The organism is Halomonas sp. IOP_14, assembly GCF_021021315.1.
Classification (GTDB): Bacteria; Pseudomonadota; Gammaproteobacteria; order Pseudomonadales; family Halomonadaceae; genus Vreelandella; species Vreelandella titanicae.
The window spans coordinates 50945-68707 of the sequence record NZ_JAINWD010000011.1; the positions used below are offsets into that span (position 1 = coordinate 50945).

A 17763-nucleotide genomic window follows, 5' to 3' on the forward strand; every position below is an offset into this window, starting at 1 on the left:
GCCATGGGATCAACCGAGATGAGTGAAACACCTGACATTGCAGGTCAATTAACCTGGATTGCCGTTGACTGGGGCTCCAGCAATCTGCGCGTCTGGGGGCTGGATCAACACGACCAAGTGATTGCCCAAGCCAGTAGTGACAAGGGCATGCTGTCGCTAAAGGCCGACAAGTACGAAGCCGAGCTGCTGCGATTGGTGGGCGATTGGCTACCCACCACCGGTACGACGAAGGTGATGGTGTGCGGTATGGCAGGCGCTCGCCAGGGCTGGTTGGAAGCCGCCTATTTGCCGGTACCCACGCGGCTTGACCAGCTTAGCCAAGGCGCAGTGACGCCAACGCTTACGGGTGACCAGCTAGGTGTTTACCTGCTGCCTGGTTTAAGCCAAACCCGTGGTACCGCGACTCACTTTGATGTGATGCGCGGTGAAGAGACCCAGTTGGCAGGGCTCGTCGCTGATTCGCCAGATTTTACTGGCCTCGCCTGCCTGCCCGGCACTCACGCCAAATGGGCAACCCTGGAAGCGGGCGCGGTGAGCGGGTTTTCGACCTACCTGACCGGCGAGCTTTACCAACTGCTCGCCAACCAGTCGGTGCTGAAGCATTCCGTTTTATCACCTTCAGCGGCAAAGGATGATCTTAACGATGCAGCTTGCCGTGAGACTTTTATTTCGGCCGTCAGCGATATTCATCAAGCCCCCGAAACCTTTAGTAGCCGCCTGTTCGGCCTGCGCGCGCAAGATTTACTCGATGGCCGGCTACCTGCTGGCGACACGCGCGGGGCCGTTCTTGCGGCCAGGCTCTCTGGGCTCGCCATTGGCCTTGAGCTTGCTGGCGCCTGCCGTGAATGCCCCAGCGATAAGCCAATCACGCTGATTGGCAACCAAACGCTGAGCCAGCGCTACACGTTGGCACTCAATGCGATCGGCTATCAGACAAAACATGTGGATGGCGACACCGCTGTCTTAGCGGGCCTGCGCCTCGCCCATCGCGCGTTAACATAAATTAAGCATGGAGAAATTGGCTATGTCACTGCCACTGATTGGAATTTTACGCGGTGTAACGCCTGATGAGGCCGTGGATATCGCGGAAGCGGTGCTGGTTGCGGGTATCACCCAGATTGAGGTACCGCTTAACTCACCCAACCCGCTGGAGAGCATTCGCCGCTTGGTCGACGCATTTGGCGAGCGCGCGGTCATTGGAGCAGGCACGGTGCTCACTCCAGCTCAGGTGCGTGAAGTTCACGCTGCTGGTGGGCGCTTAATCGTTTCTCCCAACTGTCGACCAGCGGTGATTGAAGAAACGCATAAGCTCGGCATGGCCAGCTGGCCGGGCATTGTGACGCCTTCAGAAGCATTCGATGCGCTGGATGCAGGTGCTACCGGGCTTAAACTCTTCCCCGCGGTGCAGGTAGGCTTAGAAGGAATGAAAGCAGTACGCGCCGTGCTACCGGCAGGCACACTTTTGTATGCCGTCGGCGGCGCTGGAGTCGATAACTTCGCCGAATGGCGCGCAGCGGGTGTCGATGGTGCAGGTCTGGGCAGCGCATTATACAAACCTGGCCAAAGCGCCTCTCAGGTGGGGAAACAAGCTCAAGCCCTCGTCGATGCCTGGTTAGCAGGAGAACAATAAGGAGAACCAACAATAATGAATACCGATATGAGTGTTTCAACGTGGCAGGCCGAGTTAGCGGTCGATTGCCGCTGTTCACTGGGTGAAGGCCCGCAGTGGGACGCTAAACATCAGCGCCTTTATTGGTGCGACATTCTTGGAAAGCAGCTGCACTGGCTCTCCCCCGCCACCGGGGAAAGCGGCCACTATCAGCTCGATCATCGGGTGTCCCTGGCAGCGCCCCTCGCTGAGGGTGGCCTGTTGTTAGTCGGTGAAGACCGCTTAAGCCGCTTCAACCCAAGCAGCGGCAGTATCGAAAAGCTGAGTGATTTCGAGGCCGATAACCCTATCACCCGCAGCAATGACGCACGCATTGATCGCCACGGCAGCCTGTGGCTCTCCAGCATGGGTAAAAGCGCTGAAAGAGGCGCTGGAAGCCTTTACCGCCTGCATCGCGGCGAGCTCTCGCGTCTGCGTTCAGGCCTGACGATTCCCAATGCCATCTGCTTCTCCGCAGATGGTGAGTTTGCGTGGTTTACCGATACCGTGACGGGTGTGGTGATGCGCTGGGCGCTGGATAACGACGGCTGGCCGCAAGGCGAGCCGCAGCCTTGGGCGGACTTTTTCTCCAGCCAAGGTAATCCCGATGGCGCGGTGATGGATAGCGAAGGCTGCCTATGGCTAGCGCTGTGGGGGGCTGGGCAGGTCGTTCGTCTGGATCCTAACGGTGAAATAATAGGCCGCGTCGAGCTGCCGGTCAGCCAACCCTCCTGCCCGGCGTTTGCAGGCCCTGATCTGAAAACGCTGTATATCACCACGGCGCAAGAGGGATTCAGTGCTGAGCAGCTGGCCCAAGAGCCCACCGCAGGCTCGCTCTATGTGGTCGAAACCGGCATCAAAGGCCTAGCCGAACCGCCGCTACGTCTGGCATAACTCTCCCACGAACCTCCCAGCAAAAGGCCCCACTAGCGGATACTAGCGGGGCCTTTCTGTTACGGCTTCACCTATTACCTACAAGGCGGGCAATCAGCCAGCAAAGCTAATATACATAACGATCACTAACACGACCAAAACGATACCGGCGGGTACCGCCCCTTTCCAGGGTGTTAGATCCACATCGCCGCTGTGCTCCTGAATCCAGTCGGTTTCCCTTGGGCGCACCTTGCCGATAATCAGCATCACCGCCACCAGTAATACAAAGACCAGCGCCACGAAGTGGAACTCGTGCATGATCTGCGGCAGCAATGTAAACGGTGGCACAAAGTAACCGGCGGCGATCAATAAGCAGCCGCCGATCAGGGCGATTTTGGCCGCCATTGGCGGAACACGTTTGGTTAGCAGCCCGACCAGCACCACGGCAAGAATCGGAATAAAGTAAATCGCGTTCATCTTCTGCAGGTAGCCAAACAGGCTCTCCTGACCTGCCAGCAGTGGCGCAATGATCATGGTGAGAATGGCCATGATCCAGCCAAACACTTTACCCGACTTAACCACCTGCTCTTCCGTGGCCTCTTTATTCAGCACACCTTTATAGATGCCCAGGCTGAAAATCGTGGTGGTGCTGTTAAGCGCTGAGTTAAACGACGACAGGATCGCACCGACCATCACCGCAGCGAAAAACCCGGTGAGGTACGGCGGCAGTACGTTAAAAACCAAATGACCGTAGGCTTCATCGGCACGCACACCCTGATCGGCATAAAGGTGATAAGCAATGATGCCAGGCAGTACTAGGTAGAGCGGTCCCAGCAGCTTGAAGAGACCGGTCAGCAGCACGCCCTTCTGACCTTCGGCAAGGTTTTTGGCTGCAAAGGTACGCTGAATAATCTGCTGGTTGGTGCTCCAGTAGAACAGGTTAATCAGGAAAACGCCGGTAAACAGGGTAAAGAACGGCACCTGCTGTTCAGCACCGCCAATCGAATTAAGCTTATCCGGGTCAGCCTCTTTAAGGATGCTCCAACCCTCCATGATGCCGCTGCCGTCACTCACGGCCTGCAGGCCGAAATAGACGATCACAAAACCGCCGATCAGGAGGCCAACACCGTTGAGCGTGTCGGATACTGCAACCGTGCGCAGGCCACCAAACAGGGCATACACGGAACCGATAATACCGACGATCCACACCGTTAGCCAAAGCAGCGTCGTCGAAGACTCAATGCCGGTTAATCCCTGTAGATCGAGCATGCCCTGCAGGCCGATGGCACCTGAATAGAGAATGATCGGTAGCAGAATCACCGCGTAAGCAATCAAGAAGATGATATTGGTGATTAGCTGAGTCGTTTTATCGAAACGAATTTCGAGAAGCTGCGGCAGCGTAGCAATACCACTTTTCAAAAACCGCGGAAGGAAGAATAGCGCCAACGCCACTAGGGCGATAACCGCGACCACTTCCCAGGCCATTACGCTTAAACCATCAGAAAAGGCCGCCCCATTGAGCCCCACCATTTGCTCGGTGGAGAGGTTGGTCATCAATAGAGAGCCGGCAATCAGCGGGAAGGTTAGCGTACGTCCGGCAAGAAAGTAGCCGCTGGTGCTTGAGTGGTCATCTCGGCGGGTGATCCGCCAAGTGATAAAGGCGACAAGCCCTGTAAAAAACAGGAAGGACGCCAAGGTCAACGCGTGCATTTTGACTCACCTCATCATCATTGTAAGTGGCACGCACCTTTATGTATGCGCGAATAGCGAAATGTCAGACAAATCTTGCCGTCATTTTAATTGAGCTGAATATAGCCCGTTATACGTCTTTGGTCGTACGCAGGCGGTTACGATACGCGAATGACAAAACTTCACTATAAAAAAACCCTAGCAATGGTTAAAACCATAACTAGGGTATGCATTTATGCGGCCCGCGACGGGTTGCTAGTGGATGCCTATTTAGTGATGAAAGCGCTCCGCGGACTGGCGGGCCAGCTCACGGATGCCATCCCAATCTTCCGCTTCCACCATTGCTTTGGGTGTTAGCCAGGAGCCACCTACGCACATCACATTGGGCAGCGATAGATAATCATCGGCGTTGTCGACGGTGATACCGCCAGTGGGACAGAAGCGGGCTTCAGGAATCGGCGCGCCAAACGCTTTGATGGCTTTGGCTCCACCGCTGGATTCCGCCGGGAAGAACTTGAACCGACGGTAACCGTACTGCCAGCCGGTCATTAGTTCAGAAACTGTCGAGACCCCCGGCAGCATGGGCACCGGGCTTTCAACGCCGTAACGATAGAGGGCTTCCGTTGCGCCTGGTGTTACTACAAAGTCAGCGCCAACCTGCTCGGCCTGGCGGTACTGGGCGGGCGTCAGTACCGTGCCCACGCCAATGCTGGCACCGGGCAACGCTTCACGCATACGCTTCACTGCTTCAAGCGCGCAGTCAGTGCGCAGGGTAATTTCCAATACGGTTAAGCCACCCTCTACCAGGGCGCGGCCTAGCGGTACCGCATCTTCCAAACGCTCGATAGTGATGACCGGAATCACCTCGGCTTTCAAGCAGATGCTATCCAGCTCTGCAGTGCGTGTAGAAGGTAACTGTTTGTCGATAGTCATTAGTGAGTCTCCAAGCAACTTATTATTGGCTAAGGCAGTTAGCGCTCAAGGCGCCCAATAAATGGCCAGTGGGCAGGTTAAAAAGGCACGAATAGGCAGTTGACGAACATCGTCGCCACTTAGTGCCTTGGCCAATACGGCGCGTTTATCATCGCCGGTAATATGCAGAATATGCCGCCGTGCCTGATGGAGGCGATCGGCCGAAAAAGTAATCCGGGGTTGCGGCTGACTAGGCGTTCTGACCGCCACTAACAGTTCCTCCGTGGCAAGTGCCAGGGTCAATTCAGGACTGTCGGGAAACAGTGATGCCGTATGGCCATCACCGCCCATGCCTAGAATCACCACGCTGGCAGGCCACGCTAGCGTTTCTGCTTGCTTGGCAACTTCATCGACGCCCTCTTCAGGTGTAGCCGCGCTGCAAGTTAACGGTATAAAAGTGGCTGCCGATGCCTCGCCCTGTAGCAGATGCTCACGCACCAGCTTGGCGTTGCTATCGCTGCTCTGCTCGTCTACCCAACGCTCATCGGCCAGCGTTACATCTACCCGCTCCCAGGGCAGCGATTTGGCCGCCAGCGCCTTAAAAAAAGGCACTGGCGTAGAACCACCAGAAACCACCAGCAGGGCGCGTTCCTGGTGGTTCAAATCGTCTTGCAGACCCTGAAACACGGCTTCGGCAAGCTGCTCGGCCAACTGTTGGCGTGCTTGACTCATATTAATAATCCTCGTACCAGCTGCGGCCATCCTGGGTAATCATGGCGATGGAGGCGACTGGCCCCCAAGAGCCTGCGGGATAACGACGCGGGGGCATGTCGCGTTTTTTCCAGCCATCGATGAGCTGGTCGCACCAACGCCAGGCGTGTTCAATTTCATCGCGACGCACGAACAGGTACTGCTGGCCTTTCATGACTTCGAGCAGCAGGCGTTCGTAAGCATCGGGTATCCGCGATTTGGGAAATGCGCTGTTGAAGTCCAAATGCAGCGGACCCGGGCGCAGGCGCATGCCTTTATCCAAACCGCTATCTTTGGTCAATACTTGCAGGGCAATACCCTCCTCCGGCTGCAGGCGAATAATCAACTTATTAGAGGCGATGCCGCGCTGATCCGGGTCGAAGATATAGTGGGGCTGCTGACGGAAGTGAATAACGATCTGCGAGAGCTTCTCCGGCATCCGTTTACCGGTGCGCAAGTAGAACGGCACGCCTGCCCAGCGCCAGTTAGCCACTTCGGTTTTCATGGCCACAAAGGTTTCGGTCTGGCTCTGGGTGTTGGCGCCCTCTTCTTCCAGGTAACCCGGCACCGACTGGCCATCGCTAGTGCCCGCGATATATTGACCTCGTACTACATCGCGACCAAGCGCCTCGCCCACAAACGGTTTAAGTGCTTTAAGCACCTTGACCTTTTCATCGCGAATGGCATCGGCATCCAGGTTAGAGGGCGGATCCATGGCGATTAAGCACAGCAGCTGCAGCAGGTGGTTTTGCACCATATCGCGTAGCTGACCCGCCTCATCGAAATAGCCCCAGCGCCCTTCGATACCTACCTTTTCGGCAACGGTAATTTCCACATGAGAGATATTGTTCTGGTTCCACTGGGTGCCAAACAGCGGGTTGGCAAAACGCAGTGCGATCAGGTTCTGTACGGTCTCTTTACCCAAATAGTGGTCGATGCGGTAAATCCGCGACTCGGGGAACACTTCACCAATTGCGTCGTTAATTTCGACCGAGGAGTGCAGGTCGTAACCGATGGGTTTCTCAACCACCACGCGGGACTCATCATCCAGGCTTTTACTGGCCTGCAGGTGACGGCAGATATCGCCATAAATAGGTGCTCCAACGGAAAGATAGACCACCATTGGGCGCGGTGAGCCCTTTCGCCACTGGCGAATGGCGTCGTAACCTTCAACGCTGGAAAAATCGAGTTTCAAATAATCTAGGCGGGCGAGAAAACGCTCGAGGCTCTGCTTATCCTGCTCGCTGCTTTTCAGCCGTTTTTGCAGCGCATCGTTAACCATTTTTCGGAATGATGCAGCGTCGTGCTCATGGCGAGCCAGCCCCATAATGCGCGTGCTTTCAGGCATCAAGCCTTCGCGATCAAGATGGTATAAGGCAGGAAATAGCTTGCGCATGGCAAGATCACCCAGCGCTCCAAACAGCGCTAAATCAATAGCGTGATTCGGATCGCCCAGCGGTGCACCTTGGGAAGCAGTGGACTGGCTCATCGTCACTCCTGTTTATAATTAGGCATCTAATGTAGTTAGATTACCTAAAATCTACCGTAAAGGGGGCATTATACGCAATAATTCGTGTAATTTTACTACAAAATAACCACGGTTTCTGCTCTATCAACGCACTCAGCACTTCATATCAATCCTTCTCCTTCCACTTTTACTCTACGCCCTTGATATACGCCACTGCTACGCCCCCTAAGGAGGAGGTGACCTTGCGCATAATTGGCCACTCTGCGGAAGTTGATAAATAAATGACCACAACAACAATGAGGTTATTACTCGATGGCAACGCTACGCTACTTTATCAGACCGCTACTCACAGCCACTTTGGCTGCCAGCGCTACCCTGCCAGCCTTCGCGTTCGAAGATGACCGCCTAACGATCTGGATGGGCGACAACAAAGGCCAGCAAGGCATTCAACTGCTGGCTGAGCAGTTTCTTGAAGAGACGGGCATAGAAGTTGAGGTGGTCTTTCCGGATAACCTGACCGACCGTTTTCAACAGGCGGCGGGCAGTGGCCAAGGGCCGGACATCGTGATCTGGGCCCACGACCGGATGGGCGAGTGGGCACAAAGTGGCTTACTAAAACAGGTAGCGCCTAGTGACAGCTTTCGCGAGTCTTTTTACGACTTCACCTGGGAAGCCGCCCTGTGGAATGGCGAAACCTACGGCTACCCCATTTCAGTGGAATCACTCGGTCTCATTTATAACAAAGCCTTGGTGGACACCCCGCCGGAGAGCTTTGCCGAGTTAATGCAGCTGGACAAGACGCTTGCCCAAGAGGGTAAAAAAGCCATCCTGTTCGACTACAGCGAGCCCTACTACGGCTGGACGCTGCTAGCCGCGAACGGGGGCTACCCGTTTAAACAAACTGACGCAGGCTACGACGTTACCGATATTGGCGTTAACAACGAAGGTGCCGTGCAAGGTGCAGAGCTGTTAGTCGAGCTTATCGAAAGCGACGTGGTGCCGCGAGGTACCGACTACAGCATCATGGATAATCGCTTTAACAAGGGCGAAGTAGCAACCATGATCAGCGGCCCCTGGGCCTGGCCAAACCTTGAGCGCAGTGGCATTGATTACGGCGTCGCCTTGCTGCCCAAGGTGGGCGACGAACGTGCCAAGCCCATGTTTGGCGTTATGACGGCAATGATCAACTCGGCCTCACCCAATGACTTTCTGGCCGTCGAGTTCCTGGAAAACTACCTGCTCAGCGAGGAGGGTATGCGCACCTTCAACAGCGATGGGTCGCTGGGGGCTGTGGCCCACATCGACTATCAAGCGGAACTGGCCGACAACCCCAATATTGCCGCCACGCTTGAAAACGCCGAAGTTGGCATGCCGATGCCGAACATTCCCGAAATGGGCGCCTTTTGGGCAGCCATGGAGCCCGCGCTGCAAAACATCGGCAGCGGGCGTCAATCACCCCAAGAAGCGTTGGATGCCGCCGCGCGGCGTATGCGTCAGTAGCCACTCGCCTTTCCTTCACTGCCCGACCATGGCACACCGCTGGCAAGGCCGGGCAGTTTCGCAGGACATCTTTCATGTTTACCACGAATGCTTCGCGGGGCTTGCCCCGCCACCGCTCCCGCCATGTGGCCGAACGCTATTCCCGCTGGGCAATGCGCAGCTTGATCGGGCTGATGGTACTGGCCCTGCTTTGGCTGGTGATGGCCTTTTACATGCACGGCCAGTGGGTATTTGCGCTGCTTTTTTTGGTGCTTGGCACGTCGCTGGGCGTGGTGTTCAGCCGACGTTCGCTGATGAGCCACCGGTATATTTTCCCTGCCGTGGCCGGGCTTGGCGTGTTTGTCATTTTCCCGCTGGTGTATACCGTCGGCATCAGCTTCAGCAACTACAGCTCGGACAATCTGCTTAGCCAGGAGCGCGTACGCGCACAACTGACCAATCAAACCTACCAGGCAGAAGGCGCTGCCTTTTCCTATGCGCTTTACCAGGAAGGCGAGCTGGTGCGCCTTTACCTGGAAAGCGACGCCCCTGCGGGCGACAACGACCGGCTACTATCCGCCGCGCTCAACCTAACTAACAGCGAAGTTCGTCGCGTTCCAACCCAAGCCGTAGACGGCCCGCCCGAAGGTGAGCCGCTTCCCATGCGCGCAGCCATCCAGGCCCGCGACGCCCTCCAGGCGCTGCGCCTGCAAACACCCGGGGGCACTGAGCTGCGCATGGCGGGCCTGCGCCAGTTCGCGCCAATGATCGACCGCTATGAGATTCGTGACAACGGCAGCCTCTACGATCGGCAGGAGGATCAGGTGCTGACGCCGGACAACGATATCGGCTTTTTCGTCACCGAAAACGGAGAACGCATCACCCCCGGGTGGCCGGTGAACGTGGGCTTCACCAACTACACCAAGATTTTCACCGACCCGGATATTCGCGGGCCGTTTATGCAGATTTTTGTCTGGACCTTCGTATTTGCCGGGCTCACCGTACTGTTCACGCTGGCCGTGGGGTTTGTCCTCGCCTCGCTGCTGCAGTGGGATCAGCTCAAGGGCAAGGCGGTCTATCGGACGCTACTGATACTGCCCTACGCGGTTCCAGCGTTTATTTCGATTCTGATTTTCAAAGGCATGTTCAATCAGCATTTTGGTGAAGTGAACATGATTCTGGAGGCACTGTTCGGCATTTCCCCAGAATGGTTTACCGACCCCTGGCTGGCCCGAACCATGCTGCTGATCGTCAACACCTGGCTGGGCTACCCCTATATGCTTCTGCTGTGCATGGGGCTGATTCAGTCGATCCCCGGCGATCTTTACGAGGCCTCGGCGGTAGACGGCGGCGGGCCGATCACCAACCTGATGAAGATCACCCTGCCGCTGATCATCAAACCGCTCACACCGCTGTTAATCGCCGCCTTTGCTTTTAACTTCAATAATTTCGTGTTGATTGCGCTGCTCACCGGGGGCAGCCCGGACATTCTGGGTGCCAGCACGCCCGCGGGCACCACCGACCTGCTGGTGAGCTACACCTACCGAATCGCCTTCCAGGATGCTGGCCAAAACTTCGGCCTGGCGGCGGCGATTGCCACGCTGATCTTTCTGCTGGTGGTGGGCATGTCGGTCATCAATCTGCGGCTTTCCAAGGTTAAGGTTTAGGAGGTTTACTATGGCGATGGTTCAACCCCGCTCCATTCGCTCACGGCGATGGGGCGCCCATTTGGCGCTGATCGGCTTTGTTTCACTGATCGTGTTTCCGCTGCTTTTGGTGATTTCAATTTCGTTTCGTGAGGGCAACTTTGCCTCGGGGAGCTTGATCCCCGAGCGTTTCTCTCTTGAACACTGGGCGCTGGCCTTGGGTATTCCCTGGGAGCGCGCCGACGGCAGCGTGATCCAGCCGCCCTTCCCCGTGCTGCTGTGGCTATGGAACTCGATCAAAGTCGCCGTGGTGTCCTCGCTGCTGATTTTAATGCTTGCCACCACCAGTGCCTACGCCTTTGCCCGTATGCGCTTTAAGGGCAAGGAGCCGCTGTTGAAAGGCATGCTGATTTTCCAAATGTTCCCAGCAGTATTGTCGCTGGTGGCACTCTACGCGCTGTTCGACCGGCTGGGTCAGTTCGTCGGCTGGCTGGGGATAAACACCCACGGCGCGCTGATTGTCGCTTCCCTGGGCGCAGTGGCGCTGCATATATGGACGATCAAGGGCTACTTCGAATCCATCGACGGGTCGCTCGAAGAAGCCGCCATGGTGGACGGGGCAAGCACTTGGCAGGCGTTTCGCTACATCCTGCTGCCGCTGTCGGTGCCGATTCTGATGGTGGTGTTCATCCTGGCGTTTGTGATGAGCATCATGGAGTACCCCATGGCCTCGGTGCTGCTGGTGGATGAGCATAAGCTCACCCTGGCGGTGGGCGCCCAGCAGTACCTGGCCGACCATAATCAGCGCTGGGGCGACTTCGCCGCCGCTGCCGTGCTCTCGGGGCTGCCAATCACCGTGGCGTTCCTGATCTGCCAGCGTTGGATTATTGGTGGATTAACCGCCGGGGGCGTTAAAGGTTAAATCTAACGAAGGTGTTTAGCTAGCTTGCCCAAACCCAGCGCTCTGCTGGGTTTTTTTGTTTTTTTACAGACTTTTTATGGAAGGTCATGGTGTCATGGCGGATGTTAAGAATACTAAACGGCGAGCTGGGCATATGACTCCATTCACACCATGGTTTTACCGTAGCAGGTATGTGTATCGGCACTGGGCACCTGTTTTTAAAATCATTTCGATTCTCTGGGTTGTGCTAGCGCTGTTCATGCTAGTGCCTTTCGTCGTACTGCTGATTGAAAGAGACCCTGACGCACCTGCCTTCGGTGTTTCCATTCTAATTGTACTTGGCGCCGCAGCGCTTACCTGGTTACTCACCTATCGCGCAGCTTTAGAGTTGAAGCCATGGCAGATGTTTATTCTTACCGCCGCCAGTTGGGTCACCATTAGCGGTTTTGCCAGCCTGCCGCTGGTGCTGGGCGCCCCACAGTTAACCTTCACCAATGCGGTGTTTGAATCGGTATCAGCGATAACTACGACGGGATCCACGATTCTGGTCGGTATTGAGCACTTTTCCGATGGATTGAAGCTATGGCGAGGGCTCATGCAATGGATGGGCGGCATCGGCATTATCGTCATGGGTATTGCGATTTTGCCGTTTCTTAAAGTAGGTGGTATGCGGTTGTTTCACACCGAGTCGTCCGACTGGTCGGATAAAGTGATGCCACGCACTGGCGGTATTGCCAAAGCGACGCTAACGATCTATGTCAGCCTAACCCTGGTCGCGATTGGTAGTTATTGGTTCGGCGGGATGACGCTCTTAGACGCCACCGTACATGGTATGACGTCGCTTTCTACCGGCGGCTTTGCCAATTCCGACGCTTCCTTCGGCGCCTATAGCGAACAGCCATGGCTGCTGTGGATGGCCAGTTTTTTCATGCTGAGCGGTGCGCTTCCCTTTGTACTGTATATCCGTTTTATACGCGGGTCGCGCAGTGCCCTATGGAACGATCAGCAGGTACTTGGGCTGTTAAAGCTCTTGATGGCCGCGATTTTGCTACTCAGTGTCTGGCGCATCACCCAGGGCAACAACTGGTTTGAATCGCTCACCCACGTTACCTTTAACATTATTTCAGTGGTAACCACCACCGGCTATGCATCGGATGATTACACCCAGTGGGGGGCGCTGCCGGTGGTCGCTTTTTTCTACCTGACCTTTGTGGGCGGCTGCAGCGGCTCTACTAGCGGCGGAATGAAAATCTTCCGGTTTCAGATTGCTTCTTTAATGCTGCTTAACCAGTTGCGTTACCTCATCCATGCCAATGGTGTGTTTACCACTCGCTATAACCATCAGCCGGTCACCAGTGATATCTCGCGCAGCGTAGTGGCCTTCTCGTTCTTCTTTTTTATCACCATAGCGGCACTGGCGTTGAGCCTCTCTGCCCTGGGGTTGGATTTAGTCACCGCTCTTTCCGGTGCCGCCACCGCAGTCACCAATGTGGGCCCTGGTCTAGGCGATATCATCGGCCCCGCAGGTAATTTTGCCCCTCTACCCGACGCGGCGAAATGGTTGCTATGCATTGGCATGCTGATGGGGCGGTTAGAAATACTCACCGTCGTGGTGTTACTGACCCCAATGTTCTGGCGACGCTAGCCGGATATCTTGAAGGACGTTCGTGAAGGACAATCGTGTCATGACACTTAGAAAACCAATATTCAAACCCTTTAGGCAGATTGCGAACCAGTTGCGCTTGCCAATGTCGTCAGAAATCCTGATTGCGCTGGCGAGCACGCTAATTGCTCTGCTAATCGCCTGGGGGCTATATACCTGGCTAGCCTTGGCTAATCTTTCGCTGATTTTTCTTACCGCGGTTCTCGCCAGTGCGGTGTTAGCAGGAAGCTACGCAGCTCTGCTATGTGCCGTACTGGGGTTTCTGACGTTTAATTTTTGCTTCACCGTTCCGCACTTTTCGTTAGCGGTTGAAGAGCAAGAGCAACTGCTAACACTGCTGTTCTTTCTATTAGTCGCACTGGTAGTCGGCAAGCTCGCCGGGGATAGCCGCCAACGCTTGCTGGAGCTTAGTGCCGCTCGCTTGGCTGAAGAGCAGGAGAGGTTGCGTTCAGCGCTGCTATCGTCGATTTCCCACGACCTGCGTACTCCGCTAGCGTCGATTATTGGCGCGGCCAGCTCGCTTCGCACTCTGGATGCACAGCTCAGCCAACAGGATCGCTTTGCGTTACTAGATGGCGTATTAAGCGAAAGTGAACGCCTTAACCGCTATATACAAAATTTGTTGGACATGACCCGATTAGGCCATGGCGACATGAAAATCGAGCGCGACTGGGTGGCATTTGATGATTTAGTTACTTCTGCGCGGAAGCGATTGGGCAGCGCCCTTGAAGGCTTCCAAGTAGAGCAGCACTGGTCAAAAGAGCTACCACTACTTTACGTTCACCCCGCCCTGATCGAGCAAGCGCTGGTCAACGTACTTGAAAACGCGGCGCGCTTTTCCCCCCTCCATGGCCGTATCACTATTGAGGCCCAGTGTAGCGATGAGAACAGCGACGGAGATCATTCCGTCCTGCAGTTTTCGGTTAGCGACCAAGGCCCTGGCATACCCGCAGCGCTGCGCGAGCGCGTGTTCGATATGTTTGTCACCGGTAACGAAGGGGACCGCAGCCTGCACGGCAGCGGCCTGGGGCTGGCGATTTGTCGGGGAATGCTTGGCGCCCACGCGGGTCAAATTCATGCAAGCCCAGGGCCTGACGGTGTTGGCACCCGAATTACCATGACGCTGCCGCTATCGGCACCCAGCAAAGAGGCCGAGGATGACCACTGATCCAGCACGCGTCTTAGTGATTGATGACGAACCACACATTCGCCACTTTTTACGTATCAGCCTCACTTCCCAAGGCTTTCAGGTGATTGAGGCGGCCAGTGGTCGCGAAGGGCTGGAAAAACTCAATGCGACTGCCCTCGCGCCCAATGCCGACATTGTTTTGCTGGATCTTGGTTTGCCGGATATGGATGGTCAGCAGGTGCTGGATGCGATCCGCCAGCACAGCGAGATACCCGTGATCATTGTGTCAGTGCGCGGTAATGAGACTGAAAAAGTGCGCGCTCTGGATAATGGTGCAAGCGACTACGTCACCAAGCCCTTCGGCATTCAAGAGCTGCTGGCACGTATTCGAGCCCTATTAAGGCGTCGCGCCAGCCCAACCGTTCAGCGTTTCCAACACGGCGGTTTGATGGTCGACCTGGCCGCTTACCAAGTGAGCATGCACGGCGAGGCAATTCATCTGACGCCTAAAGAGTTCGCTGTTCTGGCACAGCTTATTGCCTCCGCTGGGCGTGTGGTCACGCAAACGCAGCTATTGCGCCAGGTGTGGGGCCCAACCCACCAGGAAGATACCCACTATTTACGCATCGTGGTGAGCAAGCTACGTCAAAAACTAGGTGACGACCCCCAATCACCGACCCTATTACAAACCGAACCCGGCATCGGTTACCGACTCTTTCTTGAGCCCGACAGTGAGGACAAGACCCTATGAAAATCATCATTCTCGGCGCCGGCCAGGTCGGCGGCACATTGGCAGAGCACCTCGCCCGCGAGGAGAACGACATCACTGTCGTTGATACTGACGCCAAAAAACTGCGTGAGCTGCACACCAAAATCGACATTCGCACCGTTACCGGGGCGGGCTCCTACCCCATTGTGCTGCGCCAGGCAGGCTGCGAAGACGCCGATATGTTGATCGCTGTCACCAACAGCGACGAGATCAATATGATCGCCTGCCAGGTCGCCCATACGCTGTTTCGCACCCCCACTAAGATCGCCCGGGTGCGTGCCACGGCGTATTTAACCCGCAAAGGGCTATTCGCCCACGAAGCGATTCCCATTGATGTACTGATCAGCCCCGAGCAGGTAGTGACCGACCATGTGCGCCGTCTGATCGAGCACCCCGGGGCCCTACAGGTGCTGGAATTTGCCGGTGGCTTGGTTCAGCTGGTGGCGGTAAAGGCCTTCTACGGCGGCCCGCTGGTAGGCCAAGACCTGGCCTTTCTACGCCGCCATATGCCCAACGTGGATACCCGCGTGGCGGCGATTTACCGGCGTAATCGGCCAATTATCCCCCGTGGCGATACGGTCATCGAAGCCGACGACGAAGTGTTTTTCCTCGCTGCCCGGCGGGATATTCGCGCGGTAATGAGCGAGCTGCGCCGCGTCGAGCGGGACTTCCGTCGGGTAGTGATTGCCGGGGGCGGCAATATCGGCGAACGCTTGGCAGAGCATTTGGAGCATAGTCACCAGGTTAAAATCATCGAACACAGCCTGGATCGCTGCACCACGCTCTCTGAGCGTTTGGATCGCACCGTGGTGCTCCACGGCAGCGCCACGAGCAAGCGTTTGCTGGAAGAAGAGAACATCGAAGAGTGCGATATCTTCTGCGCGCTGACCAACGACGACGAGGTCAATATCATGTCGTCGCTACTCGCCAAGCGTTTGGGGGCGAAGAAGGTGCTGACGCTGATCAACAACGCCGCCTATGTGGACTTGGTGCAGGGGGGCGAGATCGATATCGCTATTTCTCCCCAGCAGGCGACCATTGGCAGCCTGCTGACCCACGTGCGCCGGGGCGATATCGTCAACGTCCACTCGCTGCGCCGGGGCGCCGCCGAGGCCATTGAAGCCATCGCCCACGGCGACAAGCAGTCATCAAAAGTGGTAGGCCGTACCATCCGCGATATCGCACTGCCCGACGGCACCACCATCGGTGCGATTGTGCGCGGCACGGAAGTCACCATCGCCCACGGCGACAAGCCGTCATCAAAAGTGGTAGGCCGTACCATCCGCGATATCGCACTGCCCGACGGCACCACCATCGGTGCGATTGTGCGCGGCAAGGAAGTCATCATCGCCCACGGCGATGTGATGGTTGAGAGCGGTGACCACGTGATTCTATTCGTGATCGACAAGCGCCGCATTCGCGACGTGGAGCGCCTGTTCCAGGTCGGCTTGACGTTCTTTTAACTGGCGCTTTTGAGTGGCTAAATCTCGACCGCGCGGCCAATAAACTCAATCGGCCCGGTGGGCAGGCCGGTTGGTGAGCCGGTTTCGTCTTCCAGCGTTAGCTCAAATAGCTGGTTATCCTCAAGAGGCGGCAGTTCATCCAAGCGCAAACGGATCGGCTGCCCTGGCTCCACTAAACCCAGCGATACCGGGGCCTGCCACTCATCTGCTTTGGTCCAAAACTCAAGCGCTTTACCTTCAGGTACTTCGAAAGTACCCAATGGGATCAGCTCGATTTCCTGGCGTGATGAGGCCTGCACTACCCAACCCGCTGACTGCGTTTGCGGAGCAAGCAGAACCACCATGTACTCGGGGGTCGTCGGTTCAGTTACTTCATTGGCCAGCATTACGCCCAATACTAACGCCGCCGCTAAGCCAAACCCGGCAGCGCCGCGCCAAAGCGGCAGGCTGTGCAGCATGCGGCGAGGTCTTGGCGGCACGACAGAGGCAGGTCGAGCACGCTTAGCAAGCGCTTCCCGTGACGCTAAGCTGCGCTCAATACGCGGCCATAAATTGTCAGAAGGCGTTACCGGGTCGGTGATAGCGGTATAGGGCAAGAAACGCTCTTCCCAAGCCATCACGGCTTGTTGCAATTCAGGCTCGTTAGGTAGCCGGGCCTCTAGCGCCTTACGCTGCTCTAACGAAAGCGTACCCAGCACGTATTCACCCGCTAAAGTATGGTCGTCTTGGTGTTCGTGCTGACTGGGGCGGCTCATGCCATACACTCCCGTAGGCGCAGCAAACTGCGTTTGATCCAGGCTTTTACGGTTCCCAGCGGCGCGCCGGTATGCGCCGCAATTTCCGCATGACTAAGGCCGTCAACATAGGCATGGAGTACGCAGTTACGCCGCTCAGGCTCAAGCGCTTCCAAACAGCTATCCATCCGCTGGCCGGTCTGCCAATCGAAGGCTTCATCGGCAACGAAGGCGTGCTGAAAATGTTCATCGAGATCTAATTCGGTGGGATCGTGATTATCAAAAGTGACTTCACGGTCGCGATAACGGATAGCGTTCAGTGCCAGGTGACGCGCCACGCTAAATATCCACGTCCGCGCGGATCCTTTGGCGGGATCAAAACTATCGGCATGCTGCCAAATATTAAGACAGGCATCGTGGACAATATCCTCGGCCATACCACGATCCTTGACGATTCTTATGACGACGCCTAATAGTCGGGCACCTTCATGAACATAGAGTTGGTGCAAGGCGTCATGCTCGCCACGGGCACAGTTGGCTAATGCCGCAGCATGATCAAATTCTGAATACACGTCAGTCAAACCCTAGCTCCCTGGTGACGGCACCGACGCCAGTCGTCGTTCTCAGAGACAGCATAGC

Annotated in this window: 16 protein-coding genes; 10 read left to right on the top strand and 6 right to left on the bottom strand. The window is 56.2% G+C overall.

Translation table 11 applies throughout. The features are described 5' to 3' along the window. Nucleotides 1-3 precede the first annotated feature (3 nt). From K7H09_RS10755 to K7H09_RS10765, 3 genes are read left to right on the top strand one after another with little or no spacing between them, the layout of a single operon-like run. Nucleotides 4-1002, top strand: coding sequence for a 2-dehydro-3-deoxygalactonokinase (locus tag K7H09_RS10755; RefSeq protein ID WP_041158618.1), 999 nt, complete (start codon nucleotides 4-6; stop codon nucleotides 1000-1002). Between the two features lie 7 nt (nucleotides 1003-1009). Next, a complete protein-coding gene (locus K7H09_RS10760; protein ID WP_268747808.1) occupies nucleotides 1010-1630 on the top strand; it encodes a 2-dehydro-3-deoxy-6-phosphogalactonate aldolase in 621 nt (206 codons plus the stop codon). A 15-nt stretch (nucleotides 1631-1645) separates the two neighbouring features. Continuing rightward, the gene (locus K7H09_RS10765; RefSeq protein ID WP_041158620.1) at nucleotides 1646-2542 is read left to right on the top strand and encodes an SMP-30/gluconolactonase/LRE family protein; all 897 of its coding nucleotides are present in this window, start codon (nucleotides 1646-1648) and stop codon (nucleotides 2540-2542) included. A 93-nt stretch (nucleotides 2543-2635) separates the two neighbouring features. On the opposite strand, the gene K7H09_RS10770 is transcribed toward K7H09_RS10765, so the two are convergent. From K7H09_RS10770 to zwf, 4 genes are all read right to left on the bottom strand, one after another. Continuing rightward, nucleotides 2636-4231, bottom strand: coding sequence for a solute:sodium symporter family transporter (locus K7H09_RS10770; protein ID WP_027957643.1), 1596 nt, complete (start codon nucleotides 4229-4231; stop codon nucleotides 2636-2638). 249 nt (nucleotides 4232-4480) lie between these two features. Next, a complete protein-coding gene (locus K7H09_RS10775) occupies nucleotides 4481-5143 on the bottom strand; it encodes a bifunctional 4-hydroxy-2-oxoglutarate aldolase/2-dehydro-3-deoxy-phosphogluconate aldolase (protein ID WP_022523036.1) in 663 nt (220 codons plus the stop codon). 45 nt (nucleotides 5144-5188) lie between these two features. Next, nucleotides 5189-5854, bottom strand: coding sequence for a 6-phosphogluconolactonase (gene pgl, locus K7H09_RS10780; RefSeq protein WP_022523035.1), 666 nt, complete (start codon nucleotides 5852-5854; stop codon nucleotides 5189-5191). 1 nt (nucleotide 5855) lies between these two features. Beyond that, nucleotides 5856-7361: a glucose-6-phosphate dehydrogenase gene (zwf, locus tag K7H09_RS10785; protein ID WP_022523034.1), complete on the bottom strand. Its 1506-nt coding sequence runs from the start codon at nucleotides 7359-7361 to the stop codon at nucleotides 5856-5858. Between the two features lie 291 nt (nucleotides 7362-7652). Between zwf and malE the strand changes: the two genes are divergently transcribed. The 7 genes from malE to trkA all read left to right on the top strand — a co-directional run bounded on the left by malE (nucleotide 7653) and on the right by trkA (nucleotide 16390). Then, entirely contained in the window at nucleotides 7653-8840 is a 1188-nt protein-coding gene (gene malE / locus K7H09_RS10790; RefSeq protein WP_039859183.1) for a maltose/maltodextrin ABC transporter substrate-binding protein MalE, read from the top strand. 74 nt (nucleotides 8841-8914) lie between these two features. After that, entirely contained in the window at nucleotides 8915-10486 is a 1572-nt protein-coding gene (gene malF / locus K7H09_RS10795; RefSeq protein ID WP_039859184.1) for a maltose ABC transporter permease MalF, read from the top strand. Nucleotides 10487-10496: 10 nt separating this feature from the next. Further along, complete coding sequence (gene malG / locus K7H09_RS10800) at nucleotides 10497-11387, top strand: maltose ABC transporter permease MalG (RefSeq protein WP_009287077.1); 891 nt, start codon at nucleotides 10497-10499, stop codon at nucleotides 11385-11387. 133 nt (nucleotides 11388-11520) lie between these two features. Continuing rightward, on the top strand, nucleotides 11521-13011 hold the full coding sequence (locus K7H09_RS10805) for a TrkH family potassium uptake protein (protein ID WP_041158621.1): 1491 nt from the start codon (nucleotides 11521-11523) through the stop codon (nucleotides 13009-13011). A gap of 40 nt (nucleotides 13012-13051) precedes the next feature. Beyond that, nucleotides 13052-14197 carry a sensor histidine kinase gene (locus tag K7H09_RS10810; protein WP_041158622.1) on the top strand — a complete coding sequence of 382 codons (1146 nt, stop codon included), beginning with the start codon at nucleotides 13052-13054 and terminating at the stop codon, nucleotides 14195-14197. Beyond that, nucleotides 14187-14909: a response regulator gene (locus K7H09_RS10815; protein WP_041158623.1), complete on the top strand. Its 723-nt coding sequence runs from the start codon at nucleotides 14187-14189 to the stop codon at nucleotides 14907-14909. Before K7H09_RS10810 ends, K7H09_RS10815 begins: the two co-directional genes overlap by 11 nt. Further along, nucleotides 14906-16390 (top strand): Trk system potassium transporter TrkA, encoded by a 1485-nt coding sequence (gene trkA / locus K7H09_RS10820; protein WP_330165616.1) that lies wholly within the window; start codon nucleotides 14906-14908, stop codon nucleotides 16388-16390. The genes K7H09_RS10815 and trkA overlap by 4 nt, the downstream gene beginning before the upstream one ends. Nucleotides 16391-16407: 17 nt before the next feature. Here trkA and K7H09_RS10830 read toward each other — a convergent pair whose 3' ends face one another. Together K7H09_RS10830 and K7H09_RS10835 are read right to left on the bottom strand one after the other, a co-directional pair. Beyond that, the gene (locus K7H09_RS10830) at nucleotides 16408-17145 is read right to left on the bottom strand and encodes an anti-sigma factor (protein WP_027958700.1); all 738 of its coding nucleotides are present in this window, start codon (nucleotides 17143-17145) and stop codon (nucleotides 16408-16410) included. After that, complete coding sequence (locus K7H09_RS10835) at nucleotides 17142-17696, bottom strand: sigma-70 family RNA polymerase sigma factor (RefSeq protein WP_223828136.1); 555 nt, start codon at nucleotides 17694-17696, stop codon at nucleotides 17142-17144. The genes K7H09_RS10830 and K7H09_RS10835 overlap by 4 nt, the downstream gene beginning before the upstream one ends. Between the last annotated feature and the right edge of the window lie 67 nt (nucleotides 17697-17763).